Origin of the sequence: Psychrosphaera sp. 1_MG-2023 (genome assembly GCF_030548245.1) — a bacterium.
Taxonomy (GTDB): domain Bacteria; phylum Pseudomonadota; class Gammaproteobacteria; order Enterobacterales; family Alteromonadaceae; genus Psychrosphaera; species Psychrosphaera algicola.
In genome coordinates this window covers 64,253-85,743 of sequence record NZ_JAUORW010000002.1, presented here as the reverse complement: position 1 = coordinate 85,743, position 21,491 = coordinate 64,253, and the positions used below count along the sequence as shown (strand labels likewise).

The following is a 21,491-nucleotide window of genomic DNA, read 5'->3' as shown; positions in this document are numbered from 1 at the left end:
AAACCCTATCGGTAGCTAGCCTACTGGCTAGCTATTTAACGAGTTGGTATTACCAACTTCTTTTTTTATGTCCAATCAATCCATAATATAGAAGGTAACCATAGCAGATGAAACCAACTAAATAACCTAAGCTAGTCTCTTCTGTTACATGGGCGATCTGACCAAACGCCAAAGGTAGAATCGCACCACCTGCTATACCCATTATCATAAGTGCTGAACCCTGCGCTGTATACTTGCCTAATCCATTAAGAGCAAGCGGCCACACCGCTGGCCAAACTAAAGCATGAGCCAGACCAAGCATAGCAACAAACGTTACGCTATCAGGGATCGTTGCTATACCGCTCCAACCCCACAAAACACTAGATATTGCATGGCTTTCAACCGACGCAGTTAGTACGCCAACCAAACACAACATCCCTGCTATTGCAGAACCCAGTAAGGCTTGTTGTTGACTAATATAACGCGGAATACATGTAGCACCAATAACATACCCAATAACCATAAAGACCATAGTATAAGAAGTGAGGCTGGCAAAATTTTCGACGTTCAACGCCTGACCATATAAACCAATTGTGTCGCCTGCGATAACTTCGATACCGACATAAAAGAATATAGCCACGGCACCTAGAACCGTATGTGGAAAAGACATAATGTTATGGGCACTATCATCCTCTGCATCATCTTCGAGCTCAAGTTCTGGCAAGTTTGAAAACTTAACAAAGGCAACAAGCAAAGATAAAGCGATTGCCATACCGATATAAGGCACGATAAGCGCGTTAGACAACTCGTCAATTTTTGCCGCACGAGACGCCGCATCTAAAGAAGCAATATGTGTTTCAGAATAATCTCCCATCCCTGACAAAACGAGCGCCGTGAATAACATTGGAGCCAAAACACCGGCTGCTTTGTTAATAAGACCCATAATACTTATACGCATTGCAGCGCTGCTTTCTGGGCCAATTTTAACAACATAAGGATTAGAGGCAGTTTGCAAAATAGTTAAACCGGAACCCAAAACAAACAATGCCGTTAGAAACACAAAATAATGACCCGTTTTAGCTGCCGGAATAAACAATAACGCCCCCACAACCATGACGGCTAAACCAAGTGCCATACCATTTTTATAACCCGTTTTATCCAATAATAATGACATTGGAAAGGCCATCACGGTATACGCAATGTAAAACGCAAATGTCACTAATAAGGCCTGAAACTCATTTAGCTCACATATTATTTTTAAAAATGGGATTAAAGAGCCATTTAACCAAGTGACGAAGCCAAAGATAAAAAACAACACACCGATAATAACCATCGGCATAAAGTTCGATTTTGCATCCGTAGCCGGTTGCGTGGTTGATATTGAAGTCATATGACTCTCCCAATTTTGCTTTTATTTGTAGTTATAGTTATTTTTTTGTTATACAAAAATCCCCACATAGTGAGGATTATATTAAATTAATTCGTATGGACTAACTCGCCTAAGATCCACGTTTTGGTAACGTTAAAGTCGTCGGTATAAAGCGTTAGGTCGGCGTTTTTACCGATTTCTATGCTGCCCATAGTGTCGGCGACACCAAGGTATTCTGCCGGATATAATGACGCCATATTGAGCGCTTCAGATAGTGGAATATTGCAATGCACAACCGCATTTTTGACCGCTGTAATCATATCAAGTGCTGAGCCGGCCAATGTGCCTTCCGGCGTCGCAAGTTTATCGCCGTCGCGAATGACCTCCACACCAAAAAATTCAAAGCCCTGTTGGTCACTTCCAACGGTAGACATAGCGTCCGTGACCAGTAAAAGTTTTCCCTTGGGCTTAGCTGCATAAGCCACTTGCGCTGAACCATAATGCATATGATGCCCATCAATAATAATGCCACACCAGGCTGCATCGCTTTGTAACGCTGCTCCCAACACACCTGGCTCGCGGCTCGTAAATGGGGACATGGCATTAAATAAATGGGTAAAACCATCGGCACCAAGCACTACCCCTTCTTTGGCTCGCGCAAAGGTCGCATTGCTGTGCCCAAGAGAAACTTTATTCTTGGTTGAAACTAAAAACTGAATGTCTTCGTCTGATACGTTTTCAGGCGCTAGGGTGATAATTTTTACGCCCAAATCTTGTCTAGAAAACAGCTCGCGTTCGACATCACCAATTGGTCGAACTAAGCTTTCTTCATGCACACCCTTTTTAGGGATAGACAAATGTGGGCCTTCATAATGCACGCCAAGGACGCCAGGTAGGGAATTGGCTATGGCCTCTGCCGTCGCATCTGCCGCCTGAATCATAACCTCTGCAGTATCAGTAATTAAGGTAGGAACCATAGCAGTAGTACCAAACTTGGCATGCGCTGCTACCATAGCTTTTAACGTCTCTATTGTGGGCTCAAAGTTAAATAATTTACCGCCACCACCATTCACATGATAATCGATAAAACCAGCAGTTAATGTTCCTGTCAATATTTGAGTCTGTGGTAAAACCCCATCGTGAATTGCCACGATTTTGCCATCCTCAACTTCTAACGTTTTATCACTAAGAAATTGATTACCATCAAATATTTTGTCTGCTGTTAATAACATAGCTACGCCCACATTTAAAAAAGTTATCTTAGCCTGTTTGGTTTATTAAGTCTTAATAAACCAAACACCTTCTATCTATAGCGTTTTTGTGACTTTGTTTAAGCCAGCCGGTGCGTCTGGGTCAACACCACGACTCACAGCGACATTCGCTACATCAATATAAAATCGCTGTAAAATAGTCAACGGCGCAATTCGATTTGGAATAGTATTACTTGTTTGTGAAATGTGAGACACAGTTGCACCACGTTTTTTCACTTCGTTAATTTGTTCGTCATGGCTTTGTTTTGACTCATCATCGATATCTAAGCTGATAATGTCTAACCCGCCCTCAACTAATGTCACCGGACCGTGCAAAAATTCTGCCGATGAAAATGACTCAGCCTGAATACCGCATACTTCTTTTAGTTTTAATGCAACTTCACGTGACAAGGCATAACCAAAACCACGCCCCATAACAACCAAGTGGTCAACATTAGTCAAAGATTCTGGCTTGAGTTGCACTGGTTCATCAACTGTTTTTGCAAGAACAGCAGGTAATTCGTCCACAGCAGCAATTAATGCTGGGTCGTTTTTCCAATGCGCCACTATCTGTAAAAAGGCACTTAAGGTTGCAAGGTAACTTTTGGTTGCTGCAACAGCTTTTTCTTCACCAACATTAAGTGGGACGACAACATCTGCCAACTCAGCCAATGGCGAAGTTTGATCATTAACAAGTGCGATACAAAGTGCACCTTGAGCTTTAGCCAATTCAGCCTGAGATAAAATGTCTGGGCTGCGACCCGATTGCGAAATAACAATTACAGCGCTACCGGCTAAACTAACTGTTGAACCATAAACACTTTTGACCGAAGGGGCTGCGGCCACTACTGGTGTTCCAGTTTCAACTTCAATCAAATATTTACCAAAAACACCTGCGTGATCAGAGGAACCACGGCCAACCATGAAAACAAATTTTGGCGCAAGGGCACGTAGCGTTTCACCTAGTTTTTCAACTACAGCTTTGTTTTTCTCTAATTGCTGTTGAATGCGAGCAGGTGCTTCTCTTGCTTCTCGTTCCATAATGGTATTTGTTAACATATTTTTATTCCTACGTTAGGTAAATGTAATGCTGGTTAAAGCGCTTTAATTTGTTGCTGTGCAAAAAATACCGCACCTATTTCCGGTGGCTGTTTTGCCGGAGTTAACTTGGCAACAACATCAGCGTCTAAATATTTTTCTACAAGGGGTGACAACCCCCCAATCAATGACAGTTTTACGTCTCTGCCATCCAGTAATTTCTTTGCAAGCTGTGAAAGATATTGAGCCCCGGCTTGCATAATTGCCAACGCATGAGCATCTTTCTGTAGGGCATGTTTAACAACAACAGGCGCTAACTTACCAAAATCGGTTGGGCTATACCCAGAGACAAGTTGAGCAAGATCTACAGCTTTGTTTATTTTATAAATCGATACTATTTCGTCGATAAAATCACTTGTTTTCACCAAACCTTCCATCACTCTTAAGGTCAACTCAATTGACTTAAAACCTAACCATGCACCGCTACCAGCGTCGCCAACTGGGAATCCGTGACCCCCAAGTTCAAATAATTCGTTATTTTCAGACACCAATGCACTCGAACCTGTACCTATAATCATTACTGCGCCATCTTCGCCACCGTGAGCGCCGATACAAGCAATATGTAAATCAGTGGTGTAAAAAGTATTTTTAAAAGGAGATGCCCACAGTTTCATTTCATTCATGCAAGCTTCTAAATTGAGGCCAGCAAGTCCGATACCTGCGATTAGGTTTGATTTATATTCTGCAGGCAAACCGGCTTGAGCCAGTGCTGCATCTGTAGCTTCTACAATATGTTTCTGAGCCTGAGCAACACCACGAAGCGCATTTGCTGGACCAGATATAGCATCACCTATAACACCGTCTTGTTCCGAATAAAGAACAGCTCGACATTTACTTCCGCCGCCGTCGACACCTAAATAAAGCTGTTTGTTATTATATTTATCTTTACTCATCTTCAATCCAACAAATTCTATTTTTGTTAAAAAAACGCTCATCCCTGAGCAAACTTCACCACAACATGAAATAACACTTTGCTAGCAATAAAACCCAATATGGAAATTTTATTGCCCAGCCATAAATGACAGCGCTGTCATTTAAGTTATCACAACAATAAATAAGATCAAGAAAGATTCGTGTAATTTTTTATAAAAAACTATATGTCATTATAAAATAGTAAATTTTTCTACCTAATTAAATAGATGGAAATATGGAAAACTTGGATATTTGAGTCTGAAATGAGTGCAGAAATTAGGTGACAAAACCATTCACAGCTAAGTGCATTAGTCTTTCATTTAAAATAATTAAGAAATATCAAACAGTATAAAACTGGAAATGAGACAATTTTGAACACCATTTTATTCGATTTTTTTGGTTCAAAGCAAAACTAAACACAACCCGACGATACGCATAGAACGCAAATAAAATAGGCTTTATAGGTAAATGCAGTGCAATAAGTCACTGCATTTACCTAGCTCTAATGTTCTAACGAACGGCTATTGATCGGCCTTTTCGGCTACCATCTAGTGTTGTTGTTCTAACTTCTACTAACCCGCTAACAACGGTAGGACCAGAATATAACTGCCAGTCACTTTGTTCCGTCCTATATTCGACCGGTAAGCCAAAATACATAGTATTTACAAGCAATTGACCATCCTGAATTACAGCACCTGGCGTTGGCAATCGATAAAAAAGTCCAACGCTGTCAGCTTTACTAAGCGTTTTTTTGCCGATGTGGTTTGAAAACCTGATCCAGTCTTTACCCTGGGAAAGTCGCTTATCTTTGGTAAAGTGATTTGTATCAGGTCCGTATACCGCACCTTGATAATTGTAATCAAGTTCCCAATTGGCTTTATGCCATGCTCGTTCCGCAAGTGCATATAGCCGTGGAAATATCATGTAAGACGCCTGGTTGTCGGTACGTACGGTCTCCGACCACAACTGCCCCTGCATACCGTAAAATTTAAATTCTTTGCCCATTGGCTGCTGTTTTATCGTGCCATCATCGTTCAGTTTTTTTGTATCGTCTGCGACATAGGGGTTTTCTTCTCTATCCAACCAATACTCGGCATGAGCGGGTAAGTTTTCTGGCATCATGCTAAACACTTTTCGGGAATTGAGGCGACGCGCAGCCCAGTAATAACCACGTTCATTGGCATCTGCTTCATATGGGAAATCGAAATAAAGAGCATCTGGCGATGACACAACGAGTTGCCATCCACGATTAGCCTGTTCATGCGCCGCACTATGTCCGCCCCAAAATAATGGTGTCCACGCGTTTGATTGCACCACTTCTGGCATTCGCCTTGCGTTGGTATGACCCATACCATCGTTCCAGCCCGCCGCTTCAATATTACGCTTAGCCAACAGTTGAGAGACTCGCTCGACAAAATAAGCTGCGATATCTTCTGCTTCGGAAATGCCCATCACATTGTTTTTTAGTAAGGCTTCACACGCACTTGACTCTACCCAAGCTCCGGCAGTTTCGTCAGCACCAATATGGTATTTAGTTAATGGATTACCTGCTTCAGCGTGCATAATTTGCAGTTCATCAACTACTTTTCCAATAAAGTCATACGACGAATCCATGCACGCATTAAGCGTATTGTCGTTATAAAATTGGATTGACTCATACTGAGTTGTATCTTCTATGTCATGTAACAAATACTGTTTTGCTTGCTCTAACTTGCCCTGTTTAGCAAGGTTTGAATAACGCACTGCCATTGACTTTATTGCAGCTCGAGAATGGCCTGGCATGTCCATTGATGGAATGACTTGAATATGTCGTTTAGCCGCATAAGCCAGTATTTCTTTATAGTCTTCAAAGCTATAATATCCATTCATCTTCGAATCACGATTTGGCCCTACTCCTAATTGAGGCAACAAACAATTTTTCTCCGTTGCTTCATGACAACGAAATGCGCCAACATCGGTAAGCTCCGGTAATCCAGGGATAGCGACTCGCCAACCTTCGTCGTCCGCCAAATGAAAATGAAATTTATTCAATTTATACGCGGCCATCTGATCTAACACCGAAAGAATAAATTCTTTTGATTTAAAGTTTCGAGAAACATCGATATGCATCCCCCGGAACTCAAATCTAGGCTCATCTTCAATCACAATAAATGGCACCGTCAGGGAATTTGGGTCGAGTAAACTCGCAATAGATTGCAAGCCGTAGAATGCACCAACTTCTGTAGAAGCAACTATTTCAATTCCACTTCGCGTTGTTGCCAATTGGTATCCCTCTAGAGATAAGCCTGCGGCTTTTGTTAGAACAACTTTAAGCCCGTCTTCGGCTTGCTCAACACCCAAATAAGCCAGTCGCTCAATTGCCGCTTCGATACCACTGAGTTCAATTCCATTAACCTCGATCGCAATGCCACGTGTGAGATCGAGGTTACCTGCCATACGCGGGGCTTTAATAGATTTAGGGGTTGGTAAAATTGAATACGTCACATCAACGTTTTCATAAAACTGGTTATTTTCTTGAAACAGCCATTCAGCAGTCGCAGGTGACGTATTATCGGCTGGTGTACGCTTAAAATGTTTATCGTCCAAACTTAAAGGCACAACGTGGGGCAGTATTTCCAATCCAGTTTCCACATCAACTTTAGGAACCGTACTCTCGATGAGAAAGGCATTATCCGTGCTATCAACCAAATAGTAATTCGGCATACGGTCCGTTTGAGATAATGCCCAAAAGCCAGCTTGAAACGGAATAACGTAAACTTCACCAGCTTTAAAGCCAGAAAACTTTTCGGTTGGGACTAGTTTGTGGAGATCACCGTTAATATGAACAATGTCAAACAACTCGCTGGAGTCTTGTTGGACAGGTGACATATTACTGAATTTAATTTGCCAGTTACGTTCAATAAACGATTCCGGAGAGGTCAATACAAGCTCGGCTTGATAACATAGGCCATCTACTTTGGTTTTATCACACTCATCTGTAGAACGATTTGTAATGACTCGAGTTTTCACATCCAAAATTGCAGCAAACTTTTTTGCACTAATGGGCTCAGAACCAACTGATGCTCCGGACGAAGCGGACATTGAATTAGAATCACAGCCAGTCGCACCTGCTAAGGTTGCTATTAAAATAATCGCAGAATGTAAAACGTTTTTCATCATAAATACCCAGTAAAAGTCGTTCAGCTTTGCGAAACACTGACCCTGAATTCGCAAAATGTCGCAGCTAACGCTGCAAATATCATCGCATTAAAATTGAACATACCAAATATAGACAACGCTGTCATTAATATTTATTTAGCTAATATCAAATTCATAATAAATTGTTTAAATTCAGTCACAAACACATAACACCAAGCAAGAGAGAGAACAAAACCATCAAAAACTGGTTGATATTTTGTCAAACAAGCGTAATTTATGAACCACCAATGACAACGCTGTCTATTGTCGCAACGCATTCTCTGTTTGATGGATAAGTTAGTAAAGAAAGTCAAGCTACGGCTTTTATATTAACTCCGCGTTGTATACCTGAGGCGATTAGCGTCTCTGAATAAATACATTTTGGGTATAGTAGTATGAAAAACAAATATAGCCTTAAGCTAATAACCACGTTAATTCTCGCTTATGTTATTACAGCATGTACCAACAGTGATGATCCTAAAGTCATCCAGGAAGTTGAACTGACTGCTGAACGTGACGGCCATTCTGTTGCTAGATTATGGAATGAAGTCGTGCTCGATGCCATTCGCAACGATTATGCCCGCCCAACGGTTCATGCCAGAAACCTATTTCACATTTCATCAGCGATGTATGACAGTTGGACCGCATACAGAAAAACTGAGACACCACTGCTTTTTGGCCAATCACTCAATGGCTATAACTGCAATAAAACCGATTTTGATGTGCCAGTCGATACCTTACCGGCTCAAGAAAAAACCATAAGTTACGCCACATTTAGCCTGTTGAAGCATCGTTTTGCGACGTCCCCTGGTGCTGGTTTTACTCTACATCAAGCTGAGGAACTTATGGTTGAGCTCGGTTTTGATTCAACATTTACATCCATCGATTATCAAAATGCCACAGACCCAGCGGCTGCGCTTGGTAATTACATTGCAAATTGCTATATCGAGTTTGGTTTAACTGACGGCTCTAACGAACAAAATGACTACGCAAACACTGTCTACAAACCAGTCAATGCCGACATAAAATTAAATTACGAACTCGCTGGTAACCCGGACATTACAGACTTAAATCGTTGGCAACGAATTGCATTGGAGAATTTTATCGACCAATCGGGGAATTTAGTCACCGACATTCCAGATTTTTTAGGCGCTGAATGGGGGCAAGTCGTGCCATTTTCATTATCTGAAAACGACAAGCAAGTTTTCCAGCGAGACGGATTTGATTACCAAGTATTCCACGACCCGGGTTCACCGCCACTAATTGATAACGAATTATCCGACGAGTACAAATGGGGCTTTGCTCTAGTTGCGATTTGGTCAGGACATTTAGATCAAAGTGATGATGTTATGTGGGATATTTCTCCGCGTAGCTTAGGGAACATAAACTCATTTCCAGAAAATTTTGAAGACTTTGACCAATTTTACTCATTGGTTGATGGAGGTGACGCAAGTCAGGGTTATTCCATTAACCCAGCAACTGGCAAGGAATATGAAGAACAACTTGTACCAAGAGGCGATTACGCACGAGTATTGGCAGAGTTTTGGGCGGACGGGCCAAAATCTGAAACCCCTCCGGGTCATTGGTTTGTCATTCTAAACTCAGTAAGTGACCACCCACTTATGGAAAAGCGCTGGGCTGGAGAAGGCGACATTTTGGGTAATTTGGAGTGGGATATAAAGACCTACTTTGCAATGGGTGGAACCATGCACGACGCTGCTGTTACTGCTTGGGGTGTAAAAGGCTGGTATGACTATATTCGTCCAGTGTCAGCAATTAGAGCAATGGCCGACTTAGGCCAAAGTACCGACCCTTTGCTACCTTCTTATCACAAAAATGGACTACCTTTAGTACCTAATCACATTGAATTGGTAAATGCTGGTGATCCACTTGCAGGCGACAACAACGAACACATTGGTAAAATCAAATTGTATGCATGGCGCGGACCGGCTTATATTGAATCGCCGGCAACCGATCAAGCTGGTGCGCAATGGATATTGGCGGAACACTGGTGGTCATATCAACGTCCATCATTTGTTACACCACCATTTGCCGGTTATGTGTCAGGCCATTCAACATTTTCAAGAGCAGCAGCAGAGTTAATGACCTTAGTCACGGGAAGTGAATATTTCCCGGGCGGGATGAGCGAATTCAAAATTAAGGCTAATGACTTTTTAGTGTTTGAACAAGGCCCAAGTGCAGACATGACTCTTCAATGGGCAACTTATCAAGATGCTTCGGATCAGTGCAGTTTATCTCGCATTTGGGGTGGAATTCATCCACCAGCAGATGATTTACCTGGCCGTAGAATGGGTATGAAAATTGGTCCTGAGGCATTCAATAAAGTGCAATCGATGTTTAACGGAAACTAAATGATGAAAAACCAGTTACTGTTTAGTCCTATAATCATTTTTACAATACTTGCCTTATCTGGCTGTGGTGGAAGTGATTCTTCATCTACAAATAACAAGCCAGTTGTTGAAGAAGACAAACAACAAACTGTTGTACTTTCCTTTTCTGATGCCACATCAACGACGGGGATTTCACTATTTCATGCTAATCGATTTGGTTCTAATCCAACGATGCCCTCAATGTTTGCTGCAGGGGTCGCAACGGAAGACTATGATAATGACGGCGACTTAGATTTTTACTTAATTGCCGGTGAATCAGGCACCAACAAACTTTATCAAAATCAAGGCAATGGCAGTTTTGTCGATGTGGCTGAAACCGCAGGTGTCGCCATTGAAGGTGTCAAAGGCAGTGGCCCCGTGTTTGCTGATTTTGACGGTGACGGCTTGCTCGACCTATTTATCGGTTCAGTTGATTACGACCCTATATTTGTATTTCAAAACATCGGCAATGGTCAGTTTAAAGATGTTACGACTGAAACCGGATTGATATTAACTGCGCCCAACACGGTTTCAGTAACAGCGGGCGATATCGATTTTGACGGTGATTTAGACTTATTTATGAGTCACTGGGGACACGATATCGATGACGGTGACAGTCTAGAGTTAATTTGGCGTAACGACTCTAATGTCGGCGACATTAAGTTTGTTGATATCAGTAATTCTATGGGACTTAACGACGCCTATTTTAACCAATTTGATACTGAGTCTAATCCTGATGGCGAAGAAGATTCTTCATTTGTGCCAAGTTTGTCCGACATCGACAATGACGGTGATTTTGACCTACTACTGGTCTCAGATTACGGCTTAACCAAACTGTTTCGCAATGACAACGGCACATTTAATCAAATTATTAGTGACGCGTTAATCGACCAGTTTGGAATGGGTTCAGCAATTGCCGATATCGATAATGACGGCGACATGGACTGGTATGTCACGAGTATTGCTGAACGGGAATACGACGGCGAGGACAAAAACCCAACTGCAGGTTACCGCGGCAATACCTTATATTTAAACGACGGTACAGGTAACTTTGCCAATGCGTCGGCAAGTAGAAAAGTTGCTGACGGCGGCTGGGGTTGGGGTGCGTGTATTGCTGACTTTAATAACGATGGTTTGCCCGATATTTATCATGTAAATGGTTGGGGTCAAAATGGACAGTTATTTTCAATGTTTCAACAAGATGAATCACGACTGTTTATCAATAATGGTGATAATACGTTTAGCGATATCGCAGCAGTTTCTGGTGTTAATGACACAAATCAAGGGCGAGGATTAAGCTGTAACGACATGGATAACGACGGAGATATCGACATTGTCATATCCAATAATCAAGGCCCGGCAAAGTACTACAAAAATCAACTGACCACAGGTCATAGTTATCTTAAAATTAGATTAAAGGGTAAAAACCCTAATACCGCAGCGATTGGTGCTCGGGTTCAAGTAACTACGACTGACAACCTAGTTCAAACTAAAGAAGTCAGACTGGACAATAATTTTGTGTCACAAAACGCCAACGAACTGCACTTTGGTTTTGGTCAATACAATGGCCAAGTTATTATCGACGTTACTTGGCCTGACGGCTCTATAACCCAGCAAAAAGGCGTTAACCTCGGACAAGTTCTTGTTATAACTAATCAGTAATCTAGGTGCTACGTAATAGGTAATAGGTAATAGGCACTAGAATCTGGATGGTAGGGGCTTAAGCCCCTAACTGAAAAACGTCATTAGATTAATGACATTTTATCTGGCCACTTGTCGCCATATATGGATTGTAAATACTGGTTGTGTTGCGGAAAAACATCTGCCACTAATTGCTCACAATAACCACGGGAATTTTTATAGTCCAATACGGGTTTCGCTGCAGGCGCAACTTGCTCTAATTTAGTTGTAAATCGACCCACCCCCATAAGTAAAACATACCAAGATGGTCTTAGATAAACGAGACCATCATCTAACTCGTTTAAAACTGACTCGAAGTCACCATTGTCATCCCACACCTTCAACAGTCGTTCTAATCGCTTGGATTTCAATGCATTACGGCAATCTGCCCAGTACGCAGAGTCGTCACGAGTATTTGTTACGTAGTGAGTCACAATGTAATCTCGAATACCTTCCATCATTTTATTAACATTGCTGTTAAAGCTCTCTTGCGCGGCTAAATGATTACGTTGTTTGTTAGGGGAGTTATGTTCAATATGCACATAATGTTCGATAAAATTATCTATGGTGTATTGCACTAACATCAGTGCAGTAGCCTCAAGCGGTTCGATAAAGCCTTGAGACAATCCCACTGCCAGACAATTGCCTTTCCAATGATGTTCTATTCGGCCAATTTTCATTTTTAGGCGGCGAGCTTTTATCTCGGGTTTATCTTCAATGCCTAAGTGTGCTCGAAGTTCTTGTTCTGCATCGTCGTCTGAAATGTATTTGGAGCTATAAACATAACCGTTACCATAACGATTGGTCAACGGTATTTGCCACGCCCAACCACATGTCAGCGCGCTTGAGCGAGTCTGGGGTGTGATAGGCTCATCGAGGTTCAAATCTGTCGCTATGGCAATTGCAGAATCATTAAACAGGTTGTCTTCATAGGATATAAAAGGTTCTGCCAATGCCTGTTGCATTAATAAACTTCGGAACCCTGTGCAGTCGACATAGACCTCAGCAGTATGACTTCCCGCATTAGACTGAACAGAATTGATATACAAATTATCATCTACATTGACGTTTTCAATATCGGCTACGATATGTGTTAACCCAAGACCAATGGCGCGTTTTTTTAGATATTCGCCCAATAATCCAGAGTCAAAATGGTAACCATAATCAATATTTAGGTCGGGGTATTTATTAGAGATTGGCGCAGAACAATCACGTGCCATTTGGGCTGTGACAAAATAATGATCTGGGTGGGCATTCGCCTCTACACCTGATCTTTGCAATTTAGCGTTATGAAAAAATGGTTCGCCAGGCTCAATGTCCAGCTCTGAAAAAAATGGATGAAAATATTGTTCATGCCCTTTGCGTGTGGACCAGTTTGGAAAACTTATTCCAACCTTATAAGTCGCATTACATTGAGGCATCCAATCACTGTCTTTAATGCCAAGTTGGGCGAAAAAGTGTTTTAAATAAGGTGTCGAACCCTCGCCAACGCCAATGATCCCGACATTATCTGATTCTATTAAGGTTATATGTGTTTTTGGCCAACGATGCTGAAACATATTTGCCGCCATCCAGCCCGCCGTGCCACCACCACAAATTAAAATAGATTTAGGATCCAAGGTACTACCTCATAAAAATGAAAAGGCCAATCAAGTGATTGGCCTTTAATGCTATGTTGGAGTTGGTATTAATTCAAATTAAAATTTGAAGTTTGCACCAACGTAGAAGCGACGACCATTTTGGCTTTCAGTCGATACAACTTTTGTACCTGTGTACTGATAGCCAGCCACATCACCGTCATTAATTAAGTAGTTGTTAAATGACTCGTCCGTCAAATTAACCACTTCAAATTTAACTGTGATGTTTTCTGAAACGTCATAGCTGATTTGCGCATCCATTTGACTAGTTGCGTCACGGAATGTTGGACCAAATTCAGTTTGCGTTGTGAAATACTCACTACGGTAGTTGTAGTTCAAACGTGCGCTATATGTATCCGTTTCGTAGAACACACCTAAGTTATATGCATTTTCAGAAACGTCTGGGAACTGAACGCTACCATCAACCATAGTTACGTTACCATCACCGTCGACTTCAGCAGATGTATATTTACCTTCCGATGCGTCAACAAACGTATAGTTAGCAAAACCACCAAACCCATTATCGAAAATATGTTGGACTTGTAGTTCAAAACCTGAATAACTAGAGCTGTCACCGTTATCTGGGCTATTCAATTGGTTGTATTGAACACCGTTGATTTCTTTTTGGATGACATTGTTGAATTGGAAGTCAGTAATATCTTTATAGAAATACGTTGCAGCCAACAACGATGATTCAGTGAAGTAATATTCCATACCTAAGTCATACGACGTCGCTTTAGTCGGTTTTAAATCTGGGTTACCAGCATCACCACGACCTGTTTCAGGCGTTAAGTTAAATGCAGGTGCCATAGAGAAAGGCGAAGGTCGAGATATTGTTTTAGATGCCGCAGCACGTAACAATAAATCGTCAGACAAAGTATAAGTAACATTAACACTTGGTAATAAGTTGCTGTAACTATTATCTATGGCAACAGCTGTTGCTGACGCGTCATAACCGTTTGAAGTCGCATCAGTGCTAACATAACGAACACCGAAGTTACCACGGAAATTATCACCTTCAAAGTTTGCCATGGCGTACAATGAAGTGATTGTTTCTTCAATGTTAAACGAAGCTAACGGTTGGAATTGATCGCGATTCAAACATGTTGTACCTGCATCAACTAACGCAGATGTACAAGCAGGTTGAGCATACAAAGCGTCAAACATTTTAGAGCGGTCTGGATCAAAATACGTCTGGCTTTGTAACGAGTTACCCGCATGTTCAATGTTAAGTAGGTCTCCTGACCAAAAATCAGACACAGGGCCTAAACTACCTGCACCCCAACCAGCAAGGTTAGACAAGTTGTCTTGATGACGCTCTTGTTCAAAACTACGGTCTTTAATTTTACCGCCAAATTTAACTTGATTGATTAGACCTAATTCTAGATCCATCGTTACGTCAACTTGTGCGTAATTTTCTGAGTCGGTAACTTCATTGTACTGGTTGAAAATACCACCTAAGTACATTTGGTCTGTTGGGTTAGACATCCAAGGGTTTGCCCGTTCGAAGTCAATCGCAGGACCATGTGATGAAGGATTTGGATTATCAAAGATAATACCAGCGCGAGAATCTAGTGGATCTGCCCAGAATTCAGTAAAGAAGTCATAAATATCGCCTTTACCCGTTGTTGTACCGGCTTGGAAATGCACTTGACCAAAATCAGCTTCGTAGTTCACTTCAAAATCAAGTACCTGAGTACCCATTTTTGAACCATCACGATAGATATTATCGTAAGCTAAGAACTGAGGTACCCATCCACCTTGAGCCGGATCGCCGTAATATTCAAGATGCGTTAAATAACCACCAGATGTTGTACCTTCGCGAGCATAATCATCACCTACAGCGATACCACGGAAAGGAATACCAATCATATTTGAGTTTACGTTTGACGCTTCCATTTCAGAAAATAAGTAATGAACACTTACATCAAGTTGATCGGAAAGCATCCATTGAGCCGTCATATCAAAGTTTACACGTTCGCGGTCTTGTTTAAATACCGCAGAACCTACACCCCAAGGAGTTGAGCCTTGTTCTTGTGGCGTGTCATTTTTAGGTGGTGTAACCGCGATTCTCGCAATACCAGGGCCAAACCAACCAAAATCAGACTCTTGAGAATGACGTTCTACTGTTCTGTTTTGTATTGCCGCTGAAACGTTAATACCAAATGTTTCGTCTTCATTTAACCAAGCGGTTACGATTGAAGCACTTGGATCCCATTCGTCAGGAAGTTCAGAGTACTGCATATCGACAGAACCAGCGATTGTGCCTGACTCCATTTCTAATGGTTTGCGAGTATTAACGATTACCGTACCACCAAGCGCACCTTCTTCGATATCGGCTTGTGGCGATTTGTAAACTTCAAGGCCACCAACCATTTCTGATGCTAACATTTCAAAGTTGAAGTTACGGCCAGTATTGTTTAGTACAAACCACTGAGCAGTACCAACACCTTGACCATTCAATAATGTTACGTTTTGATTAGGGGTAAAACCACGAATTGTTACGCCTTCGCCTTCACCAAAGTCACGGCTAATCGTTACACCAGGAATTCGAGATAACGTATCTGCAACGTTTTTATCAGGGAATTTACCGATATCTTCCGGTGTGATTGTATCTACAATTGCCATTGCAAAACGTTTTTGATTTAAGTTTTTCTTAGTACTGGCACGAATACCACGTATTTGAATAACTTCAACATCGTCGTCAGCTTTTACTTGTTCATCAGCTTCTGCGGCTGTAACTGCTGTAGCAGTAAGTGAACTAGCGATTGCCAACGCTAATGCGGATAGTTTAAGACGAGAATTTTTCATAATGGCTCCCAAGCTCATCAATATTGTTGTTGTTTTTTTAGTACACTAACTTTTATTTAAAATGACAGCGTTGTCATTAAACTAATACAAGATTATTTAAAAGGCAATCGTATTTACAAAAAATAGTTCATTTTTTTACCACAAAAAACCACATCTGTTTGTATTTATTATCATTTAAGTTTTATAAAATATTTACACTTTCAATCAAAAACCAAATAAATGAACAATAAAACATCAAAATTGGCTATCGTTGTCAGACTCCACTGTGCTAGTCTTAGCTTGCAATCAGAGGAATCACTTAATGAAAATAACTATTAGCGAAGTTGCGGAAAAAGCAAGCGTGTCAATCAAGACTGTTTCGCGTGTCATTAATAACGAACAAGGTGTCCGCCAGGCCACTAAAGACAAAGTACAAGCAGCAATGGCAGAGTTAAACTACCGTCCGAGTCAAGCGGCCCGTAGCTTAGCTAGCACTCAATCGTTTGAGATAGGCTTTATATACGACAACCCTAATGCGTATTACATAATCGATATGCAAAATGGTATTTTGGATGTTTGTCGTGAACAAAACTTTGAATTGCTGATCCACCCCTGTGACGCCCACGCACCTAATATAATTCAAGAGATTTTACGCTTAGTAGCACGCTCAAACCTTGATGGTTTGGTATTGACGCCTCCTCTTTCAGAAAATCAAAAGCTAATTTTCGAACTTCAAAAAAAAGGCGTGAAGTTTGTTCGAGTCATTTCAGGAAAAGGCTCATTAGAGCAAGCAAACCAATGCGTTTATGTTAATGACCGAGCGGCAAGTTTATCTATCACTGAGTACTTAATTGATTTAGGACATAACGATATTGCGTTTATTTGTGGTGACCCTGAACATAAGTCGAGTCATGAACGTTTAGAAGGTTATCAACAAGCCTTAAAACAACGTGGGATCTCGGTCAAACCGAATTTTATTGTCGACGGTGAATACTCATTCGAATCAGGTGTAAATGGAGCTAAACAACTGCTCACGTTGAAAAAAATGCCAACCGCCATCTTCGCAAGTAACGATGAAATCGCAGCCGGTGCATTATTTGCGTGTCGATTAGAAGGTATCGATATTCCGAACCAAATTTCTATTGTTGGATTCGAAAACAGTCCATTCTCTAGACAAACTTGGCCTAAGCTAACAACAGCAGAGCAGCCGACATCCTTGATTGCAAAATCCGCAACTGAATTGTTACTTAAGCAGATCCGAAACCAAGTTATTGAAGATGTTATTGAGTTTAATCCAACTTTACTGGTTAGAGATTCAACAACGGCGTTTAGTCCTAAATAGCATCGCATAAAAAAGGCGTCTGATAGACGCCTTTTTTAACATTAAAACTCCCGCTACGCCTTATTCCATAATGACTGGGAACAAAGACAATATCAGTAATGTCGCCATCGAGTAATTAAACACTTTCAATTTGACAGCGCTAGTCAAAAATTGTTGAAGTCGGTCTCCAACAACGACCCAAACCGTAATCGACGGCAAATTAATGGCCGCAAAAATTAATGACACCCAGATTACAGATATTAAGTCTCGTTCGGGCGCATAAACACTAATTGCACTTAACGCCATGGTCCAGGCTTTTGGATTAACCCATTGGAATAAGACAGCTTGCATAAAGGTCATTGGCTTAACACTACCACTTTCTCTCGCGACAGCATTACCAGAACGCGCGATTTTTACAGCAAGATAAGACAAATAGACAATACAAAACCATTTTAGAACAACATAGCTTTGCGGCACCATGTCAAACAGTTGAATTACACCAATCCCCACCAAAAACACCATTAAAGTAAAACCACTGGCGACACCTATCATATGTGGTAATGTTCTGCGCCAGCCAAAGTTCACTCCTGAACTTAATAACATCAAGTTGTTGGGACCTGGGGTGATTGACGAAACAAACGCAAAAAGTGCCAACGTCATTAACGTTTCCATTTGAGCTCCATTTAAATTAGGACGTTTTTCACTTGCTCAGCTTCGTTCTGTTCAAGTGATTCTGAATTAGTAGTTTACTGCGCTTCCAATCGAATTAAATTGCGTTTATTGTTTGTATAAAAGATAAATTGCAATTAATCATGAAATTAGACCGATACAACCAACAAATATTGCGCGAGTTAAAATCCGACGGCCGGATCGCCAATATTCAACTTGCAGAAAAAGTGGGTTTATCTCCTTCCGCCTGTTTACGTCGAGTTCAGGAGTTGGAGCAGTCCGGCGTTATTCAGTCATATCGAGCTGTGTTAAATAATCAGCGTTTAGGGATTGGCTTTGTAGCCTATGTCACCGTTGGATTAAAGACTCACACTAAAGACGCACAACAAGCCTTTGAACAGGCAATATCAGGCTCTACCGAAGTATTAGAGTGCCATAATGTCACTGGGGCTTTTGAATATTTACTGAGAGTCGAAACTCAAGATTTAGTGAGTTATAAGACGTTTCACACTGACGTACTTGGGGATTTGCCACAGGTCGCAACAATAAGTACACATGTGGTAATGGACTCTCCTAAAGATGAAAGACAATAACTGATTTAAGATTAATTCGGAGTCAAAACGTCATTTTTCAGTGACACTGACATTCACTATTTTAACCAGTTTAGGCGCTGATATAATTACGTTTTACTCGTCGAGTGATACCGCAAAACAAGGTATAGCTAATAGTAGACGCACAGATGGCAATTTCTTCTGCTGGTAATCCCTCCCCCCACAAGACGACAGAATCACCAATATTTACATTGGTTAACTCACTAATATCGACAGTAATCATGTCCATGGAAACGCGACCAACTAAAGGCGCTTTTTGGTTATTGATTAACACTGGTGTGCCATTTTGAGCATGTCGTGGATAACCATCTCCATATCCAACGGCCACCACGGCTATCGTGCTATCTTTATCTGCAGTCCAACCACAACCATATCCAACGGTATGTCCCTTTGGAATAGCATTAATCGCAATGATATTAGCCTTGAATGTCATTACGGGGCGAAGGTCAAAATCTTGAGATTGACTGCCTTCAATAGGCGATGAGCCGTAAAGCGCAATACCGGGACGAACCCAGTCTTTAATTTTATCAGGACGAGACAAGATCAATGCTGAATTTGCGACTGACTGCTGTCCTTCAAGTCCTGAACAGGTTTGTTCAAACTCGCTGAGCTGCATCTCGTTTAGTGGATTCTCTAAGTCGTCAGCGCAGGCAAAGTGCGTCATTGAGATAATATCGACACAATGTTGGCACTGTTCTAATTGTTGAAAAGCGGTCTTAAATTGTGTTGGACTAAATCCAAGTCGATGCATACCAGTGTCTAATTTTAACCAAACGGTTATCCGCTTTGATGTTTTTAAACTTAAAAATTGTTCTAGCTGCACTGGAGTATGGATAGCGACTTGTACCCCACTTTGCAACGCCCATTGATATTCGTCTAGATCAAAACACCCTTCAACCAACACTACAGGTTTATTTATTTGGGCATCAACCAACTCTTTTGCTTCGCTCGCCCGCGCAACACCAAATGCATTCGCTGCGGCTAAACTTTGGGCAACCGGCACAATGCCATGACCATAACCGTCAGCTTTTACCATAGCTAGTACGTTAGCGTGTTTTACCCGCTTTTTGATCTGCGTTAAATTGTGGTTTAGCGCAGACAAGTTAATGTCTACTGTTGGCTGATACATGATTTAGTCGTCTATGAAAGCATTGCCAGCATAATTATCGAATCGAGAATAATGCAGTTGAGTTGTTAACCTAATTCGCCCAATTGGACCATTACGGTGTTTACCAATAATAATCTCTGCCGTACCTTTGTCCGCTGAGTCTTCGTGATAAACTTCATCACGATAAATAAACATGATTAAGTCAGCATCTTGCTCTATTGAGCCAGACTCACGTAAGTCTGAGTTGATTGGGCGTTTGTCTGCTCGTTGCTCCAATCCACGGTTAAGCTGTGCTAGGGCAATAACCGGAATGTTCAATTCTTTTGCTAAAGCTTTTAATGACGCAGAAATATCGGCAATTTCCAAGGTTCGATTATCTTTAAATTCAGGGGATCGCATCAGCTGAAGGTAATCGATCATTATCATGGATAGGCCACCGTGTTCCCGGGCGATACGACGCGCTCTAGAACGAACCTCGGTAGGCGTTAATCCCGATGAGTCATCAATATAAAGCTTACCTTTTTCCTGCATAATACCAAGTGTACTAGCCAATCGAGCCCAATCGTCATCGTCTAAGTTACCGGTACGAACTTTAGTTTGATCGATTCGACCTAGCGACGCCAGCATTCTCATCATTATTGAGTCAGACGGCATCTCTAAGCTAAATACAAGTGCTGGGTAATCTGAGGTAAGTGCTGCCGTTTCAACTAAATTCATAGCAAACGTGGTTTTACCCATTGAAGGTCGAGCGGCCACGATAATCAGATCAGATGGTTGAAAACCGCTGGTCATTTTATCGAGATCGGTGAAGCCACTTGTTAAGCCCGTGATACCGTCGTTGTCGGTACGCATAAGTTCTTCAATCTTATCAACGGTAGAAGTTAATATTGATTGTAGGTCTTTAGGTCCGTCATTTTTATTTTCACGCTGCTCGGCGATTTTGAAAACCCGGGATTCAGCAAAGTCCAATAGTTCTTCACTGCTCCGCCCTTCGGGGTTATAACACGCGTCGGCCATTTCATTGGCTGTGCCGATAAGTTCACGGACAACCGCTCTTTCTCGAACAATTGCAGCATAAGCTACAATGTTTGCTGCACTCGGTGTATTTTTGGCAATTTCCCCTAAATAAGAAAAGCCACCAACGCCTTCAAGTTTTTTATCTTTTTCTAAAGCTTCAGATACCGTGATTAAGTCAATAGGATGATTCTGGATCATCAACATGGCCATCGCTGCAAAAATATCTCTATGTTGCTTTAAATAGAAATCACCTTTTACGACTTTTTCTGCGACTCTATCCCACGCATTATTGTCCAGCATCAAACCACCTAAAACCGATTGTTCGGCCTCAATAGAATGCGGTGGGACTTTTAACGAGTCCACTTGAGCTTGTTGTTCTCTGGTCGGTTTATAAGACGATTTCGCCATTTAATACTCTGCTGGTTGAGACATTACGAGGGGTAATTTAGGCATACTATTCTAGGGATTTAGACGCTTGATAGC

At 41.5% G+C, this 21,491-nt stretch carries 14 protein-coding genes; 4 read left to right on the top strand and 10 right to left on the bottom strand.

The genetic code is table 11. The features are described 5' to 3' along the window. Nucleotides 1-49: 49 nt before the first annotated feature. The 5 genes from Q4575_RS02035 to Q4575_RS02015 all read right to left on the bottom strand — a co-directional run bounded on the left by Q4575_RS02035 (nt 50) and on the right by Q4575_RS02015 (nt 7,767). Nucleotides 50-1,369, bottom strand: a complete 1,320-nt coding sequence (locus tag Q4575_RS02035) for a sugar MFS transporter (protein WP_303521178.1) — start codon at nt 1,367-1,369, stop codon at nt 50-52. 86 nt (nt 1,370-1,455) lie between these two features. Further along, nucleotides 1,456-2,580, bottom strand: coding sequence for an N-acetylglucosamine-6-phosphate deacetylase (gene nagA, locus Q4575_RS02030; protein ID WP_215963277.1), 1,125 nt, complete (start codon nt 2,578-2,580; stop codon nt 1,456-1,458). Nucleotides 2,581-2,655: 75 nt separating this feature from the next. Continuing rightward, the gene (gene nagB-II / locus Q4575_RS02025; RefSeq protein WP_272180952.1) at nt 2,656-3,657 is read right to left on the bottom strand and encodes a glucosamine-6-phosphate deaminase NagB-II; all 1,002 of its coding nucleotides are present in this window, start codon (nt 3,655-3,657) and stop codon (nt 2,656-2,658) included. Nucleotides 3,658-3,692: 35 nt separating this feature from the next. Then, on the bottom strand, nt 3,693-4,589 hold the full coding sequence (locus tag Q4575_RS02020; protein WP_215963275.1) for a BadF/BadG/BcrA/BcrD ATPase family protein: 897 nt from the start codon (nt 4,587-4,589) through the stop codon (nt 3,693-3,695). Nucleotides 4,590-5,118: 529 nt separating this feature from the next. Next, nucleotides 5,119-7,767: a family 20 glycosylhydrolase gene (locus tag Q4575_RS02015; protein ID WP_303521177.1), complete on the bottom strand. Its 2,649-nt coding sequence runs from the start codon at nt 7,765-7,767 to the stop codon at nt 5,119-5,121. A gap of 413 nt (nt 7,768-8,180) precedes the next feature. On the opposite strand from Q4575_RS02015, the gene Q4575_RS02010 reads away from it, so the two are divergent. After that, the gene (locus tag Q4575_RS02010) at nt 8,181-10,157 is read left to right on the top strand and encodes a vanadium-dependent haloperoxidase (protein ID WP_303521176.1); all 1,977 of its coding nucleotides are present in this window, start codon (nt 8,181-8,183) and stop codon (nt 10,155-10,157) included. After that, nucleotides 10,158-11,837 (top strand): CRTAC1 family protein, encoded by a 1,680-nt coding sequence (locus tag Q4575_RS02005; RefSeq protein WP_303521175.1) that lies wholly within the window; start codon nt 10,158-10,160, stop codon nt 11,835-11,837. Between the two features lie 83 nt (nt 11,838-11,920). Here the strand turns inward: Q4575_RS02005 and Q4575_RS02000 are convergent, their stop codons facing one another. Beyond that, nucleotides 11,921-13,474, bottom strand: coding sequence for a tryptophan halogenase family protein (locus Q4575_RS02000; RefSeq protein WP_303521174.1), 1,554 nt, complete (start codon nt 13,472-13,474; stop codon nt 11,921-11,923). Nucleotides 13,475-13,552: 78 nt separating this feature from the next. Continuing rightward, nucleotides 13,553-16,303 carry a TonB-dependent receptor gene (locus Q4575_RS01995; protein ID WP_215963271.1) on the bottom strand — a complete coding sequence of 917 codons (2,751 nt, stop codon included), beginning with the start codon at nt 16,301-16,303 and terminating at the stop codon, nt 13,553-13,555. 301 nt (nt 16,304-16,604) lie between these two features. Here Q4575_RS01995 and Q4575_RS01990 point away from each other — a divergent pair, with 301 nt between their 5' ends. Beyond that, nucleotides 16,605-17,624, top strand: a complete 1,020-nt coding sequence (locus Q4575_RS01990; protein ID WP_215963270.1) for a LacI family DNA-binding transcriptional regulator — start codon at nt 16,605-16,607, stop codon at nt 17,622-17,624. A 60-nt stretch (nt 17,625-17,684) separates the two neighbouring features. On the opposite strand, the gene Q4575_RS01985 is transcribed toward Q4575_RS01990, so the two are convergent. Then, nucleotides 17,685-18,275: a LysE family translocator gene (locus Q4575_RS01985; protein WP_215963269.1), complete on the bottom strand. Its 591-nt coding sequence runs from the start codon at nt 18,273-18,275 to the stop codon at nt 17,685-17,687. A 140-nt stretch (nt 18,276-18,415) separates the two neighbouring features. Between Q4575_RS01985 and Q4575_RS01980 the strand changes: the two genes are divergently transcribed. Then, nucleotides 18,416-18,865, top strand: coding sequence for an Lrp/AsnC family transcriptional regulator (locus tag Q4575_RS01980; protein ID WP_303521173.1), 450 nt, complete (start codon nt 18,416-18,418; stop codon nt 18,863-18,865). Between the two features lie 70 nt (nt 18,866-18,935). On the opposite strand, the gene alr is transcribed toward Q4575_RS01980, so the two are convergent. Together alr and dnaB are read right to left on the bottom strand one after the other, a co-directional pair. Continuing rightward, on the bottom strand, nt 18,936-20,012 hold the full coding sequence (gene alr, locus Q4575_RS01975; RefSeq protein WP_303521172.1) for an alanine racemase: 1,077 nt from the start codon (nt 20,010-20,012) through the stop codon (nt 18,936-18,938). A 3-nt stretch (nt 20,013-20,015) separates the two neighbouring features. Beyond that, nucleotides 20,016-21,416 carry a replicative DNA helicase gene (dnaB, locus tag Q4575_RS01970; protein WP_215963266.1) on the bottom strand — a complete coding sequence of 467 codons (1,401 nt, stop codon included), beginning with the start codon at nt 21,414-21,416 and terminating at the stop codon, nt 20,016-20,018. Nucleotides 21,417-21,491 lie beyond the last annotated feature (75 nt).

What these genes read in the sequence shown, in the direction of transcription:
- dnaB (WP_215963266.1), bottom strand. Translation starts at nt 21,416, where the DNA reads ATGGCGAAATCGTCTTATAAACCGACCAGAGAACAACAAGCTCAAGTG.
- Q4575_RS01980 (WP_303521173.1), top strand. Translation starts at nt 18,416, where the DNA reads ATGAAATTAGACCGATACAACCAACAAATATTGCGCGAGTTAAAATCC.
- Q4575_RS01985 (WP_215963269.1), bottom strand. Translation starts at nt 18,275, where the DNA reads ATGGAAACGTTAATGACGTTGGCACTTTTTGCGTTTGTTTCGTCAATC.
- Q4575_RS01995 (WP_215963271.1), bottom strand. Translation starts at nt 16,303, where the DNA reads ATGAAAAATTCTCGTCTTAAACTATCCGCATTAGCGTTGGCAATCGCT.
- Q4575_RS02020 (WP_215963275.1), bottom strand. Translation starts at nt 4,589, where the DNA reads ATGAGTAAAGATAAATATAATAACAAACAGCTTTATTTAGGTGTCGAC.
- nagA (WP_215963277.1), bottom strand. Translation starts at nt 2,580, where the DNA reads ATGTTATTAACAGCAGACAAAATATTTGATGGTAATCAATTTCTTAGT.
- Q4575_RS02015 (WP_303521177.1), bottom strand. Translation starts at nt 7,767, where the DNA reads ATGATGAAAAACGTTTTACATTCTGCGATTATTTTAATAGCAACCTTA.
- Q4575_RS01990 (WP_215963270.1), top strand. Translation starts at nt 16,605, where the DNA reads ATGAAAATAACTATTAGCGAAGTTGCGGAAAAAGCAAGCGTGTCAATC.
- Q4575_RS02035 (WP_303521178.1), bottom strand. Translation starts at nt 1,369, where the DNA reads ATGACTTCAATATCAACCACGCAACCGGCTACGGATGCAAAATCGAAC.
- Q4575_RS02005 (WP_303521175.1), top strand. Translation starts at nt 10,158, where the DNA reads ATGATGAAAAACCAGTTACTGTTTAGTCCTATAATCATTTTTACAATA.
- alr (WP_303521172.1), bottom strand. Translation starts at nt 20,012, where the DNA reads ATGTATCAGCCAACAGTAGACATTAACTTGTCTGCGCTAAACCACAAT.
- Q4575_RS02010 (WP_303521176.1), top strand. Translation starts at nt 8,181, where the DNA reads ATGAAAAACAAATATAGCCTTAAGCTAATAACCACGTTAATTCTCGCT.
- nagB-II (WP_272180952.1), bottom strand. Translation starts at nt 3,657, where the DNA reads ATGTTAACAAATACCATTATGGAACGAGAAGCAAGAGAAGCACCTGCT.